The organism is Allobosea sp. CCNWLY174 (assembly GCF_037120455.1).
GTDB lineage: Bacteria > Pseudomonadota > Alphaproteobacteria > Rhizobiales > Beijerinckiaceae > Allobosea > Allobosea lupini.
The window spans coordinates 26811-44314 of sequence record NZ_JBBBBQ010000018.1; the positions used below are offsets into that span (position 1 = coordinate 26811).

Here is a 17504-nt window from a genome sequence, read left to right on the forward strand (position 1 = left end):
TCGTGCTCGATCTTGATGTTCGCGCAGGCCTCGTTCATCACCCTATCGATAGCGGGGTGAAGTTCTCATGTGCGACAACACGGAACCGATGGCTGCCGGCTCAGGGTGTTCAAGCGCCCATGGGACCGAAACGTGAAAGCCGATCCGACGATCGTAGCGTTGTCCTCCGGCGCTGGACGCGCTGGCGTCGCGGTGGTTCGTGTCTCAGGAGCAAGCGTCCGATTCGTTATCGAAACGATCGCTGGATCCGTGCCTGAGGCGCGCAGAGCGGCCTATCGGGCATTGCGCGATGGCGATGGCGCGATCATCGACCACGGCCTCGTGCTGTTCTTTCCAGCGCCAGCAAGCTTCACCGGCGAGGATGTCGCCGAGTTCCATATTCATGGTTCGCGCGCGGTGCTGTCGCGGCTGCTCTCGGTGCTCGCGGCCCTGCCGGGCCTGCGCCTGGCGGAAGCGGGCGAGTTCACCCGCCGTGCCTTCGAGGCGGGCAAGCTCGATCTTGCGGCCGTGGAGGGGCTCGCAGACCTGATCGATTCGGAGACGGAATGGCAGCGCAGACAGGCACTGCGGCAGATGGAAGGCGCGCTCGGCCAGGCCGCTGCTGAATGGCGCAGCGCGTTGATCAAAGCCATGACGCTGATCGAGGCCGAGATCGATTTTTCCGATGAAGGCGATGTCGCCGGACCGCTGATCGCCGAGGCTGTCGCCGGCGCCCAGGGCGTCCTTGGTAGTCTGCGGGTAGCACTCGGTAGTTTTGCTGCCGGCGAGCGGGTGCGTGAGGGCTTCGTCGTGGTCCTCGCTGGGCCGCCGAATGCGGGCAAGTCGAGCCTGCTCAATGCGATCGCCCGGAGGGACGTCGCGATCGTCTCGCCGATCGCCGGTACGACCCGGGATGCCATCGAGGTCAGGCTGGATCTGGGCGGCATTCCCGTCGTTCTTGTCGATACCGCCGGCCTGCGCGAAAGTTCCGACGAGATCGAGGCGGAAGGCGTGCGGCGCGCACGCCAGCGGGCTGACAATGCCGACCTCGTGCTGCGATTGCGGCCGCCTGATTCGGAAACGGAACGAAAAGGCAGTGGCACTACCGAGATCGTTGTTGCGACGAAGCTCGATCTTGGCGGTAGTGTTCGGCCCGGCGAGGTCGGTGTATCCGCCATCACCGGGTCAGGACTACCGGAGTTGATGGCGCTTATCGCCTCTCGCCTGGGCAAGCTCGGTCAGGCGGAGCCCGCTCTCGTCACCCGCGAACGCCAGCGCGTCGCGGTGGCGGATGCCGCCGCCGCGATCGAACGGGCAGCCCAGCTTCCGCATGAACAGCCCGAGCTGATCGCGGAAGAGCTGCGCCTCGCTGTCCGGGCGCTGGAGCGGCTGATCGGCAAGGTCGATGTCGAAGACGTGCTAGACAGCCTGTTTTCCGGCTTCTGCATCGGCAAATAGGCGGTTTTCATTGACCGCGCCGCGAGGCTTGGCTAGCGATCTCATCATGTCGAATGCACAGGCGAACGAGCGCTACGATGTCGTCGTGGTGGGCGGCGGCCATGCCGGGGCGGAAGCCGCGGCCGCGGCCGCACGCGCCGGCGCGAGGACCGCGCTTATCACCCAGCAGATTGCGACCGTTGGCGCGATGTCATGCAACCCGGCGATCGGTGGGCTCGGCAAGGGCCATCTCGTGCGCGAGATCGATGCGCTCGATGGGATCATGGCCCGCTGCGCCGATCAGGGCGGCATCCAGTTCCGCATGCTCAACCGGCGAAAGGGGCCGGCGGTGCGCGGGCCGCGCGCCCAGGCTGACCGCAAGCTCTACCGCGAGGCGGTGCAGGGAGCTCTAGCCGCCCAGTCCGGCCTGACCGTTATCGAGGGCGAGGCATTCGATCTCGAGATCGTCTCCGAGCGGGTCGCCGGTGTCGTGCTTGCGGATGGCCGTCGATTCGCCTGCGGAACGGTCGTGCTGACGACCGGAACCTTCCTGCGTGGCCTGATCCATATCGGAGAGAGACAGATTCCCGCAGGGCGCGTCGGAGAGGCGCCCTCGCTTGGCCTCTCCGCGACGCTGGAACGGCACGGATTCCCGCTCGGACGCTTGAAGACCGGAACGCCGCCACGCTTGGACGGCCGGACGATCGACTGGGCCAGCCTCGAGATGCAGCCGGGCGACAATCCACCGGAGCCGTTCTCGGCGATGACCGAGGCGATCACCACGCCGCAGATCAGCTGCGGCGTGACACGGACGACGCTGGCGACGCATGAACTGATCCGCGCCAACCTTCATCGGGCGCCCATGTTCTCCGGCCAGATCGAAGGGCGCGGACCGCGCTATTGCCCGTCGATCGAGGACAAGGTCGGCCGCTTCGGCGATCGTGACGGCCATCAGATCTTCCTCGAACCCGAAGGGCTCGAGGATCCCACAGTCTATCCGAACGGAATCTCGACCTCGCTGCCGGAAGACGTACAGCTGGGCCTTCTCAAGACGATCCCGGGTCTTGAGCGCGCCGTCATGCTGCGGCCTGGCTATGCGATCGAGTACGATTATGTCGATCCGCGTGCGCTGAAGCCCACATTGGAGACACGGGCGGTCTCAGGGCTGTTCCTCGCCGGCCAGATCAACGGGACCACCGGCTATGAAGAAGCGGCGGCGCAGGGCCTGCTCGCGGGCCTCAATGCCGCGCGCCGTTCCTGCGGCAGCGAGCCTGTCCGCCTCGACCGGACGCAATCCTATATCGGTGTGATGGTCGACGATCTCGTGACACGCGGCGTTACGGAACCGTATCGGATGTTCACCTCGCGTGCCGAGTTCCGGCTGTCGCTACGGGTCGACAATGCCGATGAGCGCCTGACACCTTTGGGCATCGGGCTTGGTGTCGTTGCCCACGCTCGCCAGGAGCGCTTCGCGAGCCGCCAGTCAGAAATCGTTAAGCTTACCGAACTCTTACGCGAACGATCTCTCTCGCCGAATGAAGCGGCGGCGGCCGGGCTGGAGCTCAATCGCGACGGGATCAGGCGCTCGGGTTTCCAGATCCTGTCCTATCCGGGAGTCGATTTCGAGGCCCTGCTCCGGGTCTGGCCCGATCTCGCAAGCTTTTCCGAGACGGTGCGGGCGCGTGTCGCCGCAGACGCGACCTATGCGGTTTATCTCGACCGGCAGGCGGCCGAGATCGAATCCTATCAGCGCGACCAGGCGCTGGCGCTGCCTGCCGATCTCGATCTCGATGGCATCTCGGGGCTGTCGAACGAGGTGCGTCTTAAGCTGCGCGCGGCCTGGCCGAGCAATCTGGCGCAGGCCGGCCGGATCGAAGGCATGACGCCAGCGGCCTTGACCTTGCTGGCCGCGCATGCGCGTAAGCATCAGGCAGCCCGCATGGCGGATGCCGAGGCATGATCCTGTGAGTTCTGTTGATAAGGCGGATAACTCCGATAGGCAGCACGCTTTTCGCTTGACGCCTGTTTCACGTGAAACACAGGAGCGCCTCGCCATTCTGGTGACGGAGCTCAAGCGTTGGCAGCAGGCGAAGAACCTCGTCTCGGGCGCGACGCTGGACGAGGTTTGGACCCGTCACGTCGCCGATTCCCTGCAATTGCTCGGCCATGCGCCGCAGGCACGACGCTGGCTCGATCTCGGCTCGGGCGGCGGCTTCCCAGGTCTCGTATTGGGCATCCGGCTGGCCGAGCTCGGCGGGCATATCGATCTCGTCGAAAGCAATGCCCGCAAATGCGCTTTCCTGCGCCATGCCGCGCGCCTGACAGGCTCGCCTGTCACAGTGCACAATGCCCGGATCGAGGATGTCGTCGACGGCTTTGTCGGCAAGGTCGAGGCTGTGACGGCGCGGGCGCTTGCGCCGCTGCCGCTGCTGCTCGACTGGTGCAATGAGCTGTTGAGAACCGGGGTGACGGGAGTCTTTCCCAAGGGACAACATCTAGATGCGGAATTGACCGCCGCTGCTAAATATTGGAAGATTCAGGCCACAACGTTTCCATCCTTGACGGATTCGGCGGCCGCTATCCTGGTGATAGGCGGCGTCGAGAAACGGGCCGATTGATGACCGATTCTCAGCCTATCTCCATTCCGACGCGCCCGCGCGTACTGGCGCTCGCCAATCAGAAGGGCGGGGTCGGCAAGACCACGACCGCGATCAATCTCGGCACTGCCCTCGCCGCGATCGGCGAGAAGGTGCTGATCATCGATCTCGATCCGCAGGGCAATGCCTCGACCGGCCTCGGTGTCGACCGTAAGAGCCGCAAGGCGTCGACCTATGACGTGCTCTGCGGCGATATCGGCTTGGGCATGGCGATGCAGTCAACCGCTGTTCCCAATTTGTTCCTGGCGCCGTCGACGCTCGACCTTCTGGGAGTCGAGCTTGAGATCGCCGGGGCCAAGGACCGTGCGCTGCGTCTGAAGAAGGCGATCGACGAGCTGGTTCACGATCAGCGCTGCAGCGATCTGACCTATATCCTGATCGATTGCCCGCCCTCGCTCAGCCTCATCACCATCAACGCGATGACGGCTGCGGACGCGGTCCTGGTACCGTTGCAATGCGAGTTCTTCGCGCTGGAAGGCCTCAGCCAGTTGCTCAAGACGGTCGAGCAGGTGCGGGCCGGCCTTAATCCGCGCCTGATCATCCAGGGCGTGGTGCTGACCATGTACGACCCGCGCAACAACCTCTCCGGCCAGGTCATGGCCGATGTCCGCCATTTTCTCGGCGACAAGGTCTATGAGACCGTGATCCCGCGGAATGTAAGGATCTCGGAGGCGCCGTCCTATGGCAAGCCGGCGCTGCTCTACGACCTGCGCTGTGCAGGTTCGCAGGCCTATCTGAAGCTGGCCTCGGAGGTGATCAAGCGCGAGCGCACGCTGCGCGCCGCCTGATCGGTAAGAAAGGTTCAAGAGGAATGGCAATGGTCGAGGAACAGGGGCGTTCGCGTCTTGGCCGGGGTCTGGCCGCGTTGATCGGCGATGTCGGCGAGGAGATCGGTGCGATCGAACGGGCGCGCGGACAGCGCAAGGTCCCCGTCGAATTCCTGCGCCCGAATGCGCGCAATCCGCGCAAGGCCTTCGCTGAAGCCGAACTCGAGGACCTTGCAGCCTCGGTACGCGAGCGTGGCATTCTGCAGCCGATCATCGTGCGCTCCATCCCGGGCATGATCGACGCCTATGAGATCATTGCCGGCGAGCGACGCTGGCGGGCGGCGCAGCGGGCCGAACTGCATGACGTCCCCGTCATCCTGGTCGAGGCCAATGATCGCGAGGCGCTCGAAATCGCCATCGTCGAGAATGTCCAGCGTGCCGATCTCAATGCAATGGAAGAAGCGGCCGGCTATGAGCGGCTGATCGCCGAATTCGACTATACGCAGAACGACCTCGCCAAGGTGATCGGCAAGAGCCGCTCGCATGTGGCGAACACGCTGCGCCTGAGCAAGCTGCCGGAGCCGGTCAAGCGCATGGTCGGCGAGGGCGCGGTCTCGGCCGGCCATGCCCGCGCGCTGCTTGCCGTTTCGGAACCGGAACAGGTCGCGAAGCGCATTGTCGAGGAAGGGCTTACGGTCCGCGACATCGAGCGGCTCGGCCAGGACGAAGCGCGTAGCGAGAACAAGCCCGTCAGGGCGGCAGTGCCGAAGCCGGAAAAGGATCCGGATACGCGCGCGGTCGAGAAGGCGCTGGAGGAAGCGCTCGGTCTCGGCGTCTCGATCCAGCATCGTGCCAGCGGCGGCGGCGAGATGAGGATCAGCTACAAGACGCTGGAGCAGCTCGACGCGCTCTGTCGGCGGCTGAAGGCCTGATCAGCGGCCTCTGCCGCCCATCCGGCTGAGTGTCCAGAGCGTCCGGGCGGCGATCGGCTTGGCCATGTCGCCGTCACGGCGCACCGCCAGCATCGCCGTTCCCAGGATCGTCACGGCCTCGCGCAATCTCGCTGCCGGCCAGGCGTTGAGCGCCGCTTCCGCCGTGGCAATGCGGGGATAGGGTAGGCGCATGGCGCCGACCGCCTCGCGCGCCGGCTTGCCGCCTTCGATGGCGAGTTTCGCCTTCAGCAGGGCGAGCGTATGGCGCAGGACCGCGCCGAGCAGCACGCCCTGATCTAGCCCTTCGCCGGTGAGCTTGGCGAGTGCGAGATCGAGACTCGGCAGGCGGCCGGCGAAGACCGCGTCGACCACGCCCGCCTGCTCGCGCTGGGCGGTATCGCCGACGACGGCCTCGACATGGGCGGCCGTCAGAGCCGCGTCGTCGCCGGCATAAACGATCAGCTTGTCGATCTCCTGGCGAGAGGTCTGGCGATCGCCGCCGAGCAGGCTGGTCAAGAGGTCGCGCGTGCCGCGATCGATGCTCTTGCCGGCTGCCCTCGCCATCTCGTCGACGATCGTGCCGAGATCGCGTGCGGCATCGCCATAGCAGGGTACGGCAAGCGCGGATCTGGCGCGCTCGCAGGCGGTGCGCAGCGGATTGGACTTCTGGAGGTCGCCGGCCTCGATGATGACGACCGCATCCTGCGACGGCGTTGCCAGCAAGGGCTCGACGGCTGCGACGAGCGGGCGCGAGGTCGGCGACACCCGAATGGCGCGGCGACCGCCGAACAGGCCGATGGTGTTGGCTTCGTCGACCAGCTTGAGCGGGTCCGAAGCGATGTCGTCACCATCCATGCGAATCAGCTGGAAGGCATCCTGCGGGTCGTCGACACTGCTGCGCGCAAGGGCGGCAGCCCGTTCGGAGATCAGGCCGGCGTCAGGGCCATAGAACAGGAAGAGGCGCCAGGCGGGATCGGGGCGCGCAAGCGCGCGATCCGCCTCATGCGCCTTGATCATGGCCATCGGCTCAGCCGGCGACGAGCGCAGCGGCGACGCGGGCCTTGATCAGCTGGGCCAGATTCTTGGCGGCGCGAATCTGCGCGTCGCGTGCTGCGCGCAGCGAGGCAAACCGTTGCTGCGAGCGTTCATAGGGTGCCCGGACGACACTCTGACCGGAGGCGACGACCTCGTTCGAGCCGACACGGAGGAGCTGCCAATCGACCGTGGCGACCAGGGTCGCGGAGTCGGCGCGGCCATTGGCGTAGTCGACCGTGATGACCTCGAGCGATTCCTTGGTCGTCGCTTCGAGCTTCAGGATCTTCTGCCGGTCGGGCGCACCGCCGCCGTCGAACTCGAAGACGAGTTCGTTGCGCAGATAGTGGCCGACCAGGCCCTTGATCTCCGGCACGTCGATGCCGAGCATGGCGTTGCGGACATTGCCGCCGACCTTGCTCACCGTGCCTTCGCCATAGAGCGGCTGAAAGCAGCCGCCGACGAGCGCGGCAAAGCCGAGAGCAGCTGCAAGCGCCAATGGACGGCGGCGCGTCATGGTGCCGGTCTCAGACGACGACATTCACGATCCTCCCCGGCACCACGATCACCTTGCGGATCGGCCGGTTCTCCAGAGCCCTGGCGACAGCCTCGGAGGCGCGTACGATCGCCTCGACCGCCACCGTATCGGCATCGGCGGGCACCGTCACCTCCGCCCGCTTCTTGCCGTTGACCTGCACCGGCAGGATCTTGCTGTCATCCTGTAACAAATCCGTTTCGGTCTGCGGCCAGGACGCTTCGCCGGCGAGGCCCGGAAGCGTCAGCGCCTGCCAGCACTCCTCGGCCAGATGCGGCATCATCGGCGCGACAAGCTGCGTGGCGATCATGGCGGATTCATGCAAGGCGAACGCCAAGTCCGCCGGGACGTCAGCCGATTCGGCGGCGCCATCGAGCGCTCTGCCGATGGCGTTGGTCAGCGTGTAGACATGCGCGATGCAACGGTTGAAGGCGAGCCGCTCGATATCGGCGCCGACGGCGTGCAAAGCGCGGTGGCTCGCCTTGCGCAGGGCAAGCGCCGGCTCCGAGAACGTGGCCGGGCGTGAAGGCTGACCGCCGACGCGCTCGCCGATCTCGGCGACCAGGCGCCAGAGACGCTGCACGAAGCGGGCCGCGCCCTGGACGCCTTCATCGCTCCAGATCACGTCGCGATCCGGCGGCGAATCGGAGAGCATGAACCAGCGGGCGGTGTCGGCGCCGTAGGAGGCGATGATGTCGTCGGGGTCGACGACATTCTTCTTCGACTTCGACATCTTCTCGATCGAGCCGATCTCGATCGGGGCCCCGGTCTCGACGTCGAAGCCGCGGCGCTCGTTGCCGACCGTCTCGATCCGGACATTGCCGGGCTCCACCCAGGCGCCATCCTCAGCCCGGTAGGTCTCGTGCACGACCATGCCTTGCGTGAACATGCCGGCGAAGGGCTCGTCCAGCCCGGTATGGCCGGTCGCCTTCATCGCGCGCGTGAAGAAGCGCGAATAGAGCAGATGCAGGATCGCGTGCTCGACGCCGCCGATATACTGGTCGACCGGCAGGAAGCGGTCGACCGCCCGGCGGTCCGTCGGACTGTCCGTCCGCCACGGGTCGGTGAAGCGGGCGAAATACCAGGACGAGTCGACGAAGGTGTCCATGGTGTCGGTTTCGCGCCGAGCCTTGCCGCCGCATTGCGGGCAGGCGACATGCTTCCAGCTCGGGTGATGATCGAGCGGGTTGCCGGGCTTGTCGAAGGATACGTCGTCCGGGAGCTTGACCGGCAGGTCCTGCTCCGGCACCGGAACGACGCCGCAATCCTGGCAATGGACGATCGGGATCGGGCAACCCCAGTAGCGCTGGCGCGAGATGCCCCAGTCGCGCAGGCGGAAATTGACCTTGCGCTGGGCAACAGGGCGATTGCCGAGAATCTCGGCCTCCAGCCGCCTGGCGACTTCTTCTTTCGCCTCCGGAATGGTCATGCCGTCGAGGAAGCGTGAATTGATCATCCGACCTTCGCCGTCATAGGCGGTGTCGGTGACCACGAAGCTCGCCGGATCGGTGCCCTCGGGGCAGACGACCGGAGTGTTGCCGAGCCCATACTTGTTGACGAAGTCGAGGTCGCGCTGGTCATGCGCCGGGCAGCCGAAGATCGCGCCGGTGCCGTACTCAAGCAGGACGAAATTCGCGACATAGACCGGCAGGGTCCATGTGGGATCAAAGGGATGGGCAGCGCGCAGGCCGGTGTCGAAACCCTGCTTCTCGGCCTTGTCGATGTTCTCCTGCGCCGTGCCGGTCTTCTTGCACTCGGCGATGAAGTCCTGCAGCGCTGGATTCGTTTCGGCAGCGGCCTTCGCCAGCGGGTGGTCGGGGGCGACAGCCAGGAACTTGGCGCCGAACAATGTGTCGGGGCGGGTCGTGTAGACCTCGACCTCGCTCTGGCCCAGTGCATTCGATTCGAGAGCGAAACGAACAAGCAGCCCTTCCGAGCGGCCGATCCAGTTCTTCTGCATCAGCCGGACCTTGTCCGGCCAGCGGGTCAGGCCTTCCAGCGCGTCGTTCAGCTCCTGGCCGAAGGCGGTGATCTTGAAGAACCACTGGGTCAGCTCGCGGAGCTCGACGGGCGCGCCCGAGCGCCAGCCGCGGCCGTCGATGACCTGCTCATTGGCGAGCACGGTCTCGTCGACCGGGTCCCAGTTGACCTTGGCGGTCTTGCGATCGACCAGCCCTGCCTTCAGGAAGTCGAGGAAGAGCTTCTGCTGGTGCTTGTAATAGCTGGCGTCGCAGGTGGCGAGCTCGCGGCTCCAGTCGAGCGACAGGCCCATCGATTGCAGCTGGCCGCGCATCGTCGCGATATTGGCATAGGTCCAGTCACGCGGATGGACCTTGTTGGCCTTGGCGGCATTCTCGGCCGGCAGGCCGAACGCGTCCCAACCCATCGGGTGCAGCACCGAGAAGCCCTTGGCGCGCTTGTAGCGCGCGACGACGTCGCCCATCGCATAATTGCGGACATGGCCCATATGGATGCGCCCCGATGGATAGGGGAACATCTCGAGCACGTAGTAGGGCGGCCGGGTATCGTCGTTGCGGGTCTCGAAGAGCTTGCGCTCATCCCAGACCCTGCGCCATTTCGGCTCGGCTTCCTTTGGATTGTAGCGTTCGACGGCCATGCTGATCGTGTCGTTCTTGCGTGAGCTGACTGGGCCGGACTAGGACACCATCGTAGCCCCCGGGTCAATGTTCGGAACGGCTTGGCGGGAACGCGTAAGGCGAGGACGGGTCGAAATGTCAGATGTCGTGGCGAGACTTCAGGAGACGCGGACTGCGATCGCCCGCGCCGCGCGCGACTTCGGCCGCAAGCCGGAGTCGGTGACGCTGGTGGCAGTCTCCAAGACCAAGCCGGTCGAGATGATCGTGCCGGTCTTGGGCGCCGGCCAGATCGATTTCGGCGAGAACTATGTCCAGGAGGCCAAGGAGAAGTGGCCGGCGCTGCGCGAGCGCTTCCCGCAGGCCAGGGTGCACATGATCGGCCCGCTGCAGTCGAACAAGGCGCGCGACGCGGTGGCGCTGTTCGATGTGATCCAGTCGCTCGACCGCGAGAGCCTCGCCAAGGAGCTGGCGCGCGAGATCGAGCGCGCGGGCAAGGCGCCGCTGCTGATCGTGCAGCTCAATACCGGCGCCGAGCCGCAGAAGGGCGGCGTGCTGCCAGGCGAGGCCGACGCTTTCCTGGAGCTGTGCCGGAGCCGCTATGGCCTGACCATCGCGGGTCTGATGTGCATTCCCCCGGCCCACGACCCGCCCTCGCCGCATTTCGCCCTGCTCGGCAAGATCGCGGAGCGCAACGGCCTCGAGACCCTGTCGATGGGCATGAGCGCCGATTACGAGGCGGCGATCCAGCTCGGCGCCACACATGTCCGTGTCGGCAGCGCGATTTTTGGTGCGCGGGGCTGACGGAGCCGTTCAGGTCGCGGCCGGGGCGGGTGCCCGGTCGGCGTCCGCCAGGACGACCCGGTTGCGGCCCGATGACTTCGCCGCATAGAGCGCCTTGTCGGCACGCTCGATAACGTCCTCGATGTCGCGGTCCTGCTCGCAGACGATCGCGGCGCCGACGCTGATAGTGAGATCGATCTGGGCCAGCCCCTGCGTCACCACGGTGGCGCCGACCGATTCGCGGATTCGATTGGCGAGGTTCTCGGCTCCCTGCGCATCGGTTTCGCGCAGCAGCACGACGAATTCCTCGCCGCCGAAGCGGGCCACCTTGTCGGTCGTGCGGATCTGGCCGGCGATGATCTTGGCGACGGCGCGGATCACCTCATCGCCGGCGGCATGGCCGAAGCTGTCGTTGATGCGCTTGAAATGATCGATGTCGAACATCAGGACGCCGAGATTGCGCCGGTAGCGCTTGTAATAGTTCATCGCGTCCTCAGCGAAGGGCAGGAAGGCGCGGCGATTGAGCAGGCTGGTAAGCGGGTCGGTATCGGCGAGGATCTGCAGGGTATGCAGGTCGGAGCCGAGGCGGCGGGTCTTCTCCTCGGCTTCTCGCGCCTGCTTGTCGGCCTTGGCCTTCACGTCGCGGATCGTCGCCTCGGCGTCGCGGGCGCCTCTCTCGGCGGTCCCCAGTCGACGAAGCAGCGAGCGCAGCGCGGCGGAGAGCTGGAGGATGTCGCGCGAGCCATGCTGGCGCTGGATGCCGGCAGCGCTCGGGTCTCGCCCGATCAGGTCCACCGAGCGGCAAAGGCGGGTCAGAGGGCTTGCGACCGTCCCCGCAAGGAACCAGGCCAAGGCTGCACCGATGACGGCAACGGCCAGGCCGAGCAGGGCGATGACGGCGGTGAGACGGTTGGCGGGCGCGAGTGCGACATCGACCGGACGGCGTGCTGCAACGATCCAACCCAGCCCCGGATAGTCATCCTGTCCCTTGGTGGCGGCCAATGCTGTCAGCATTGGTTGATCGGCAGAGCGATCGATGAAGGAAACGCCATAGCGCGCACCTGCGAGCTGCGCGGTGTCGAAAGGCCTGGCATCCTTGGGGCCGAGCAGTACGGAGCCGTCCCGCCCGATCACCCAGAGCTCGGAAGCGAGCGCGGGATCATGGTTCCGCAGAACATTGTCGCGCAGATTGCCGGCCCAGTTCCAGCTCAGATGCGCGCCGAGCACGCCGACCTTGGCGCCGGTCGGCCCGAAGACGGGCATGGCGACGTCGACAAAGCGGAAGGGCGCCTCGTCCGGGCTCTTGCGCAGGAGGCCATCGAGCAGCTTGGCGTCGTGGACATCCTCGACGGTCGGGCCAGCGAGGCCGTTGACGAACCATGGCCGCTGGGCGACGGAGACGCCTTCGAGCATGCCACGCGTCGCAGCGCGGACGTTTCCGTTCGGCTCGGCAAGGCCGAGCCAGGCATAATCGCTCAGACTCTGCTGCAACTGCATCAAGACCGCCCGAGTGCGGGCAGGATTGTCCTGCCATAGACCGCGCAGCGGCTCCATCTGCGCCAGATTCCTGATCTCGCGGTAGCGCTCGAACATGTTCTGGTCGAGTCGGTCGGACATGGTACGGGCGAGCGCGACGAGCTCGAGATTGGCCTCGGCCACGGCGTCCCGGCGCGCCAGCCAGGCGGCGCCTGCGGCCGAGACCGCGACGACGATGATGCAGAGCAGGCCGGCCATGGCCGCGGTCTGCTCCCGCAGTGTCAGGCGATCGGCGAGACCAACCAGTGACAGGCGCCTTTGCATGATCCTCTCCGGCAAAACCGTCGGAGAGGATCGATAGTGCTGCCGAATCGTCTGTTAACGGGCGCCAGGCCTCTGACGTGATGGTTCTTCCGAGGTGAACAGCACGATTCGAATGCGCTGGCTTGCCCCCCGCCTGGAGCAATTCCGCAATTCTGCGAATCGCGGAATTGCTCTGGATTTTTGTTTTATCGCATTGTCTTCACGCCAACCGGCGTCCGCTTCGCTCGCAAATGCTCTAGATCGGCTGGCCGACGTCGATGCGGTTGCCGTCGGGGTCCTCGAAGACGAAGGCGCGCAAGCCGTAGTCCTGGTCGCGCAGCCCCTTGACGATGCGCAGGCCGTGAGAGCGGCAGAGCTCGTGCAAGGCATCGACGTCATCGACCATGATATGGGCGATGTTGAACGGCGCCGCCTTATAGTCCTTCTGCAGGGTCAGATGGATCTCGGCCTTGCCCTGCTTGAGAATCATGAAGCCGACCGGCTGGCCGTTCTCGAAGGTCTTGGTGAAGCCGAGGACGCCGACATAGAAGGCGCAGGCGCGTTCCATGTCCTTGACGGGGAACATGGCGGCGACGCGGCCGAAGCCGATCTCGGGCATGGGCGAATCAGTCATGGCACAGTCTCTTGCTGGGAGCTGGCCGGACCTCAGCGGGGCGGTGCCCGCTCAAATCCGGCGCTCCTGAAATCGATCGATGAGACGGTGCTCGGCGGCCAGTATCTCCAGACGGGCTCGGCTTGCAAGCGGTCAGCGCACCACGATCGTGCAGCGCCGAGCCAGCCTGGGCAGGACCTTGCCGAAGATGTCGCCGGTGACTGCGACGCAGCCTGCGGTCGGGGTGAAGCCAGGCCGGGCGAGGTGCCAGAAAATGGCGCTGCCGCGGCCGCGCTGGATCGGCGCGTCGTTCCAGCCGAGCTCGACGATGACGTCATAGAGATTGTCGGCGCGGGCGAGCCGCTCCTGCGCCTCGCCGGGCGGACGGTCGATCAGGCGGTTGTAGCGCCGGTCGGTCTGGTCGTCGCACCAGGCGTCGCGCGGTGTGATGGCGCGGACCGGCAACAGGCTCGCGGGGCGTGGCCGCCGGTCGGCACGGTAGAAGACCCGGCGCAGCGGCAGCTTCGCCCGCGGCGTGCCGCCGTCGCCCTCGCGCTTGGCGACGACGATGCCGGAGCGGCCGAGCGCGCAGGGAAAGGCGGCGGAGCCGGCGATGAGGAAGCCCTTGCGGCGATCATGCACCGAACGCACCACCACCAGTTTCGTCAGGCGCCGGCCTGCCGCAGCGCGATCATCACGTCTTTTCACAGCTCATCCATCTTGCGTGATCTGCCGGCCGTTTCCGGTTGCCTGGCGCGGTTTCCGTTTGACCGGCTTCGGCCGGGCCGTCAGAATCTGCGCTGAACTCAATATGTTGGAGCGCGGGCACTTCGCAAAGGTGGCTCCCACTTCTGCCGAACATGCTCTAATGTCGCGCCAACGCAAACGGGCTGAATCGCCTTCATGTCTGCAATCCATCATATCCTGCTGGTCGATGACGACCAGATGTTGCGCGATGCGCTCGCCGAGCAGCTCGCCCTCTATGACGAATTCAAGGTGTCGTCCGCGCCGAACGCGACGGCGAGCCTGAAGGCGGTGCAGGCCGAGCGCATCGACCTCGTGGTCATGGATGTCGGCCTGCCCGACATGGATGGCCGCGAAGCGGTGAAGCTGATGCGTAAGAACGGCTTCAAGGGGCCGGTGGTGATGCTGACCGGGCAAGGCTCGGATGCCGACACCGTGCTCGGGCTGGAAGCCGGCGCCAACGACTATGTGGTGAAGCCGTTCAAGTTCGCCGTGCTGCTGGCACGCATCCGCGCGCATCTGCGCCAATACGAGGCCAGCGAAGACGCCATTTTTCAAGTTGGCCCGTACACATTTCACCCAGGGTCCAAGCTGCTGGTCAGCGCCAAGGGCTCGAAGACCAAGCTCACCGAGAAGGAGACGGCGATCCTGCGCTTCCTCTATCGCGCCGGCCGCAAGCCGATCGCGCGCGAGACCCTGCTGCAGGAGGTCTGGGGCTATAATTCGCAGGTCACGACGCATACGCTCGAGACCCATATCTACCGCCTGCGCCAGAAGATCGAGCCGGACCCTGCCAATGCGCGCCTGCTCGTCACCGACGCCGGTGGCTACCGGCTGAATCCGTAGTCCTGAATGTCGCTCAACGACGACATCGCTCTGTTGGCCCGTCAGCCGCTGCTGGGCCTGATGGATCGCGATGCGCTGCGCCTGCTCGCCTTCGCCGCCGAGACGAGGTCCCTGCGGGCCGGAGACGTGCTGTTCCGGCGCGGCGAGGGCTCGGACGGGGCCTTCCTGATCATCTCCGGCGCCGTCGCGCTGAAGCGCGAGGATGATGGCCGGCCGGCCGACGAGGTCGTCGGGCCAGGCGCGCTGATCGGCGAGCTTGCGCTGTTCACGGCGCTGGAGCGGCCGGTGACCGCGATCGCGCGCGAGCCGACGCAGGTGATGCGCCTGGCGCGCAGCGTGATGCGCCGGGTGCTTGGCGAATCACCGGATTCGGCACAGGCGATCGCGGCGGCGGTGGCGGAGCGGCTGCATGCGTTCAACAGCGAGCTGGCCGCAGTCGGGACCGCGCTCAGGGCGATCGACGTGCGCTGAACGCGCTCACAGCGCCAGCTGCACCGTCACCGGGACATGATCCGAAGGCCGTTCCCAGCCGCGTGCTTCGCTCAGGAACGAGAGGTCGCGCAGCGTCGGCTTCAGGGCGTCCGAGAGCCAGATATGGTCGAGCCGGCGTCCGCGATTAGATGCCTGCCAGTCGGCGGCGCGGTAGCTCCACCAGCTGTAGAGCTTCTCGGGCTCGGGCTTTAGCGTGCGGGCGGCGTCGGTCCAGCCGAGCTCGCTGCGCAGCTTTTCCAGTGTCGTGGTCTCGATCGGGGTGTGGCTGACGACGTCGAGCAGCTGCTTGTGACTCCAGACATCGTGTTCGTAGGGGGCGATGTTGAGATCGCCGACCAAAATGCTCGGCCGTCCGGCCGGGTTGCGGGAGACGCCCCAGGCGCCGATGGAGTCGAGAAATTGCAGCTTGTGGGCGAATTTCGGGTTCGCTTCGGGATCGGCGATGTCGCCGCCGGCCGGGATGTAGAAATTATGGATGGCGATCCCGGCAGCCGCGCCGGCGCCCTTGTCGAGCACCACGGTCATGTGGCGGGCGTCGTTGCGCTCGCACATCGCCATCGCCTCCTTCTCGGAGAAGGGCAGCCTGGAGACGATCGCGACGCCGTTATAGCCCTTGTTGCCGATGAAGGCCTGGTGGACATAGCCGGCCTCGGCGAAGGCCTTGGCCGGGAACTGCTCGTCCGGCGTCTTGGTCTCCTGCAGGCAGAGGATGTCGGGCTGGTGGTTCTTGAGGAACTCGGTAACCAGGCCGATGCGCAAGCGCACCGAGTTGATGTTCCAGGTGGTGACGGAGAGCTGCACGCAGGGATTCCGGCGGAAAGGGAAGCCGGAAACTGGGTCGTCAGCCCCAGAAAAGCAAGCGCCGCTGTGCAGCAGTGCTCAAAGCACGCGCTGATAGTCGATCACGAAGTTCTTCTGGTCGGGACGGCGCTGGGTGTCGAGATTATAGAGCGAGACCGAGGTTTCGTAGCCCTGCGGGTCGATCACCACCCATTGCCGGAGCTCGTTGGCGGTGAGGTCGAAGTTCAATGTGATCTTGGATGTGCCGCCCAGGGTCGAGCGATCCTCGAGCTTGAGCGAGAGGATGTCGCCCTTGGTGCTGACTCCGGTGACAGTGGTGTCGCGCTCGAGACTGATCTGCTCCTTGAGCAGGAATTTCAGCGGCGTCTGGCCGATCGAATAGAGGTCCTGTGTCGCGAGCTTGCGATCGCGGATCGCGACCGAGGTGCCGTCGGCAACAACTTCCATCGTCACCGGTGGGCGGTACTCGAAACGCATCTTGCCCGGGCGCAGGACATAGAGCTTGCCCTCGAAGCGGCGCCCGTCGGCGGCAAACTGGATGAAGTCGCCCTGTAGAGTCGAGAAACCGTTGAAATACGCGTTGAGCCGCTCGACAGCTTCGGCCTTCGATAGCGGGGCGCTGGGCTTGGGCGAACGGGCCGGGGCCGCCGCGCGCGGCTCGTTATTGGCGGTGACGACAGGGGCGGGAGCGCGCGCGCCCGGAGCCGGTGCGGCCGCTTCGGCCTGGACTGCATCGGTACGCGGCATCCCCAGGCCCGGCGGTCGGATCGGCGGCAAGGGGATCGCGCGCTGCACCGGGCGGGCCGCGACTGCGGGCTGACCGCTCGGCTTGATGTCGAGCGGCTGGGCGTAGACCGGACCCGACGCCAGCGCGAGCGCCAGGGCGGCGGCTGCGAGGGCTGGCATGGGCGAGAGACTGGTCATGAAGCTCCGGTGTCCGGTTGGCGGCCTTCTGGCGAAATATCGTGCCGCCCAGGCGGGCCGGCAAGGGTTCAACGCGTTAGCAGGCAACGAGGTTGCACCGGGCTGATGGCATTTTCAGGACCGGTTTCGCGCCACTTGGCCGCAGCCAGCCTCGCTAGTCCTCGTCTTCTCTGGCCCTGCCGGTCTCGACGAGGATTTCGCGTTTTCCGGCGTGGTTGGCGGGGCCGACGATGCCTTCGTTCTCCATCCGCTCCATGATCGAGGCGGCGCGGTTGTAGCCGATCTGCAGGCGGCGCTGGATATAGGAGGTCGAGGCCTTCTTGTCGCGCAGCACGACCGCCACCGCCTGCTCATAGGGGTCGTCGCTCTCGGACTGGCCCATGGCGCTCTTGTCGAAGACCGCCCCGTCCTCTTCCTCGGCCGCTCCGGCCTCCTCCTCGGCGGTGACCGCGTCGAGATAGTCCGGCCGCCCCTGCGTCTTCAGATGCGCGACGACCTTCTCGACCTCGGCGTCCGAGACGAACGGGCCGTGCACGCGGGTGATCCGCCCGCCGCCGGCCATGTAGAGCATGTCGCCCTGGCCGAGCAG

17 protein-coding genes are annotated in these 17504 nt (G+C 66.0%); 8 read left to right on the top strand and 9 right to left on the bottom strand.

The window, feature by feature from the left end; genetic code table 11:
* Positions 1-132 precede the first annotated feature (132 nt).
* The 5 genes from mnmE to V7S63_RS28225 are packed head-to-tail and all read left to right on the top strand — an operon-like array spanning position 133 to position 5772.
* The gene (gene mnmE / locus V7S63_RS28205) at positions 133-1437 is read left to right on the top strand and encodes a tRNA uridine-5-carboxymethylaminomethyl(34) synthesis GTPase MnmE (RefSeq protein WP_336532757.1); all 1305 of its coding nucleotides are present in this window, start codon (positions 133-135) and stop codon (positions 1435-1437) included.
* A gap of 46 nt (positions 1438-1483) precedes the next feature.
* On the top strand, positions 1484-3376 hold the full coding sequence (mnmG, locus tag V7S63_RS28210) for a tRNA uridine-5-carboxymethylaminomethyl(34) synthesis enzyme MnmG (RefSeq protein ID WP_336532758.1): 1893 nt from the start codon (positions 1484-1486) through the stop codon (positions 3374-3376).
* Between the two features lie 55 nt (positions 3377-3431).
* Entirely contained in the window at positions 3432-4034 is a 603-nt protein-coding gene (rsmG, locus tag V7S63_RS28215; protein WP_336532759.1) for a 16S rRNA (guanine(527)-N(7))-methyltransferase RsmG, read from the top strand.
* Positions 4034-4861, top strand: a complete 828-nt coding sequence (locus V7S63_RS28220) for a ParA family protein (protein ID WP_336532760.1) — start codon at positions 4034-4036, stop codon at positions 4859-4861. Before rsmG ends, V7S63_RS28220 begins: the two co-directional genes overlap by 1 nt.
* A gap of 29 nt (positions 4862-4890) precedes the next feature.
* Positions 4891-5772: a ParB/RepB/Spo0J family partition protein gene (locus tag V7S63_RS28225; protein WP_091835958.1), complete on the top strand. Its 882-nt coding sequence runs from the start codon at positions 4891-4893 to the stop codon at positions 5770-5772.
* On the opposite strand, the gene holA is transcribed toward V7S63_RS28225, so the two are convergent.
* From holA to leuS, 3 genes are read right to left on the bottom strand one after another with little or no spacing between them, the layout of a single operon-like run.
* Positions 5773-6795, bottom strand: a complete 1023-nt coding sequence (holA, locus tag V7S63_RS28230) for a DNA polymerase III subunit delta (RefSeq protein ID WP_336532761.1) — start codon at positions 6793-6795, stop codon at positions 5773-5775.
* A gap of 4 nt (positions 6796-6799) precedes the next feature.
* Positions 6800-7345 carry an LPS assembly lipoprotein LptE gene (gene lptE / locus V7S63_RS28235; protein WP_100961966.1) on the bottom strand — a complete coding sequence of 182 codons (546 nt, stop codon included), beginning with the start codon at positions 7343-7345 and terminating at the stop codon, positions 6800-6802.
* Complete coding sequence (leuS, locus tag V7S63_RS28240) at positions 7332-9956, bottom strand: leucine--tRNA ligase (RefSeq protein ID WP_336532762.1); 2625 nt, start codon at positions 9954-9956, stop codon at positions 7332-7334. The genes lptE and leuS overlap by 14 nt, the downstream gene beginning before the upstream one ends.
* A 115-nt stretch (positions 9957-10071) precedes the next feature.
* Between leuS and V7S63_RS28245 the strand changes: the two genes are divergently transcribed.
* The gene (locus V7S63_RS28245; protein ID WP_336532763.1) at positions 10072-10737 is read left to right on the top strand and encodes a YggS family pyridoxal phosphate-dependent enzyme; all 666 of its coding nucleotides are present in this window, start codon (positions 10072-10074) and stop codon (positions 10735-10737) included.
* Between the two features lie 9 nt (positions 10738-10746).
* Here the strand turns inward: V7S63_RS28245 and V7S63_RS28250 are convergent, their stop codons facing one another.
* The 3 genes from V7S63_RS28250 to V7S63_RS28260 form a co-directional block, all read right to left on the bottom strand.
* The gene (locus V7S63_RS28250) at positions 10747-12516 is read right to left on the bottom strand and encodes a sensor domain-containing diguanylate cyclase (RefSeq protein WP_336532764.1); all 1770 of its coding nucleotides are present in this window, start codon (positions 12514-12516) and stop codon (positions 10747-10749) included.
* Between the two features lie 235 nt (positions 12517-12751).
* On the bottom strand, positions 12752-13129 hold the full coding sequence (locus V7S63_RS28255; RefSeq protein ID WP_336532765.1) for a VOC family protein: 378 nt from the start codon (positions 13127-13129) through the stop codon (positions 12752-12754).
* A 132-nt stretch (positions 13130-13261) separates the two neighbouring features.
* Entirely contained in the window at positions 13262-13816 is a 555-nt protein-coding gene (locus tag V7S63_RS28260) for a L,D-transpeptidase family protein (RefSeq protein WP_100961963.1), read from the bottom strand.
* A 195-nt stretch (positions 13817-14011) separates the two neighbouring features.
* Between V7S63_RS28260 and V7S63_RS28265 the strand changes: the two genes are divergently transcribed.
* Positions 14012-14698, top strand: a complete 687-nt coding sequence (locus V7S63_RS28265; RefSeq protein WP_091835979.1) for a response regulator transcription factor — start codon at positions 14012-14014, stop codon at positions 14696-14698.
* Positions 14699-14704: 6 nt separating this feature from the next.
* Positions 14705-15169: a cyclic nucleotide-binding domain-containing protein gene (locus V7S63_RS28270; protein ID WP_091835983.1), complete on the top strand. Its 465-nt coding sequence runs from the start codon at positions 14705-14707 to the stop codon at positions 15167-15169.
* 6 nt (positions 15170-15175) lie between these two features.
* On the opposite strand, the gene xth is transcribed toward V7S63_RS28270, so the two are convergent.
* The 3 genes from xth to V7S63_RS28285 all read right to left on the bottom strand — a co-directional run.
* Positions 15176-15991: an exodeoxyribonuclease III gene (gene xth, locus V7S63_RS28275; protein WP_336532766.1), complete on the bottom strand. Its 816-nt coding sequence runs from the start codon at positions 15989-15991 to the stop codon at positions 15176-15178.
* Positions 15992-16069: 78 nt separating this feature from the next.
* Entirely contained in the window at positions 16070-16915 is an 846-nt protein-coding gene (locus tag V7S63_RS28280; protein WP_091835989.1) for an outer-membrane lipoprotein carrier protein LolA, read from the bottom strand.
* 154 nt (positions 16916-17069) lie between these two features.
* Positions 17070-17504 (bottom strand): DNA translocase FtsK (locus V7S63_RS28285; RefSeq protein WP_336532767.1); only part of this gene is annotated, 435 nt, incomplete at its 5' end.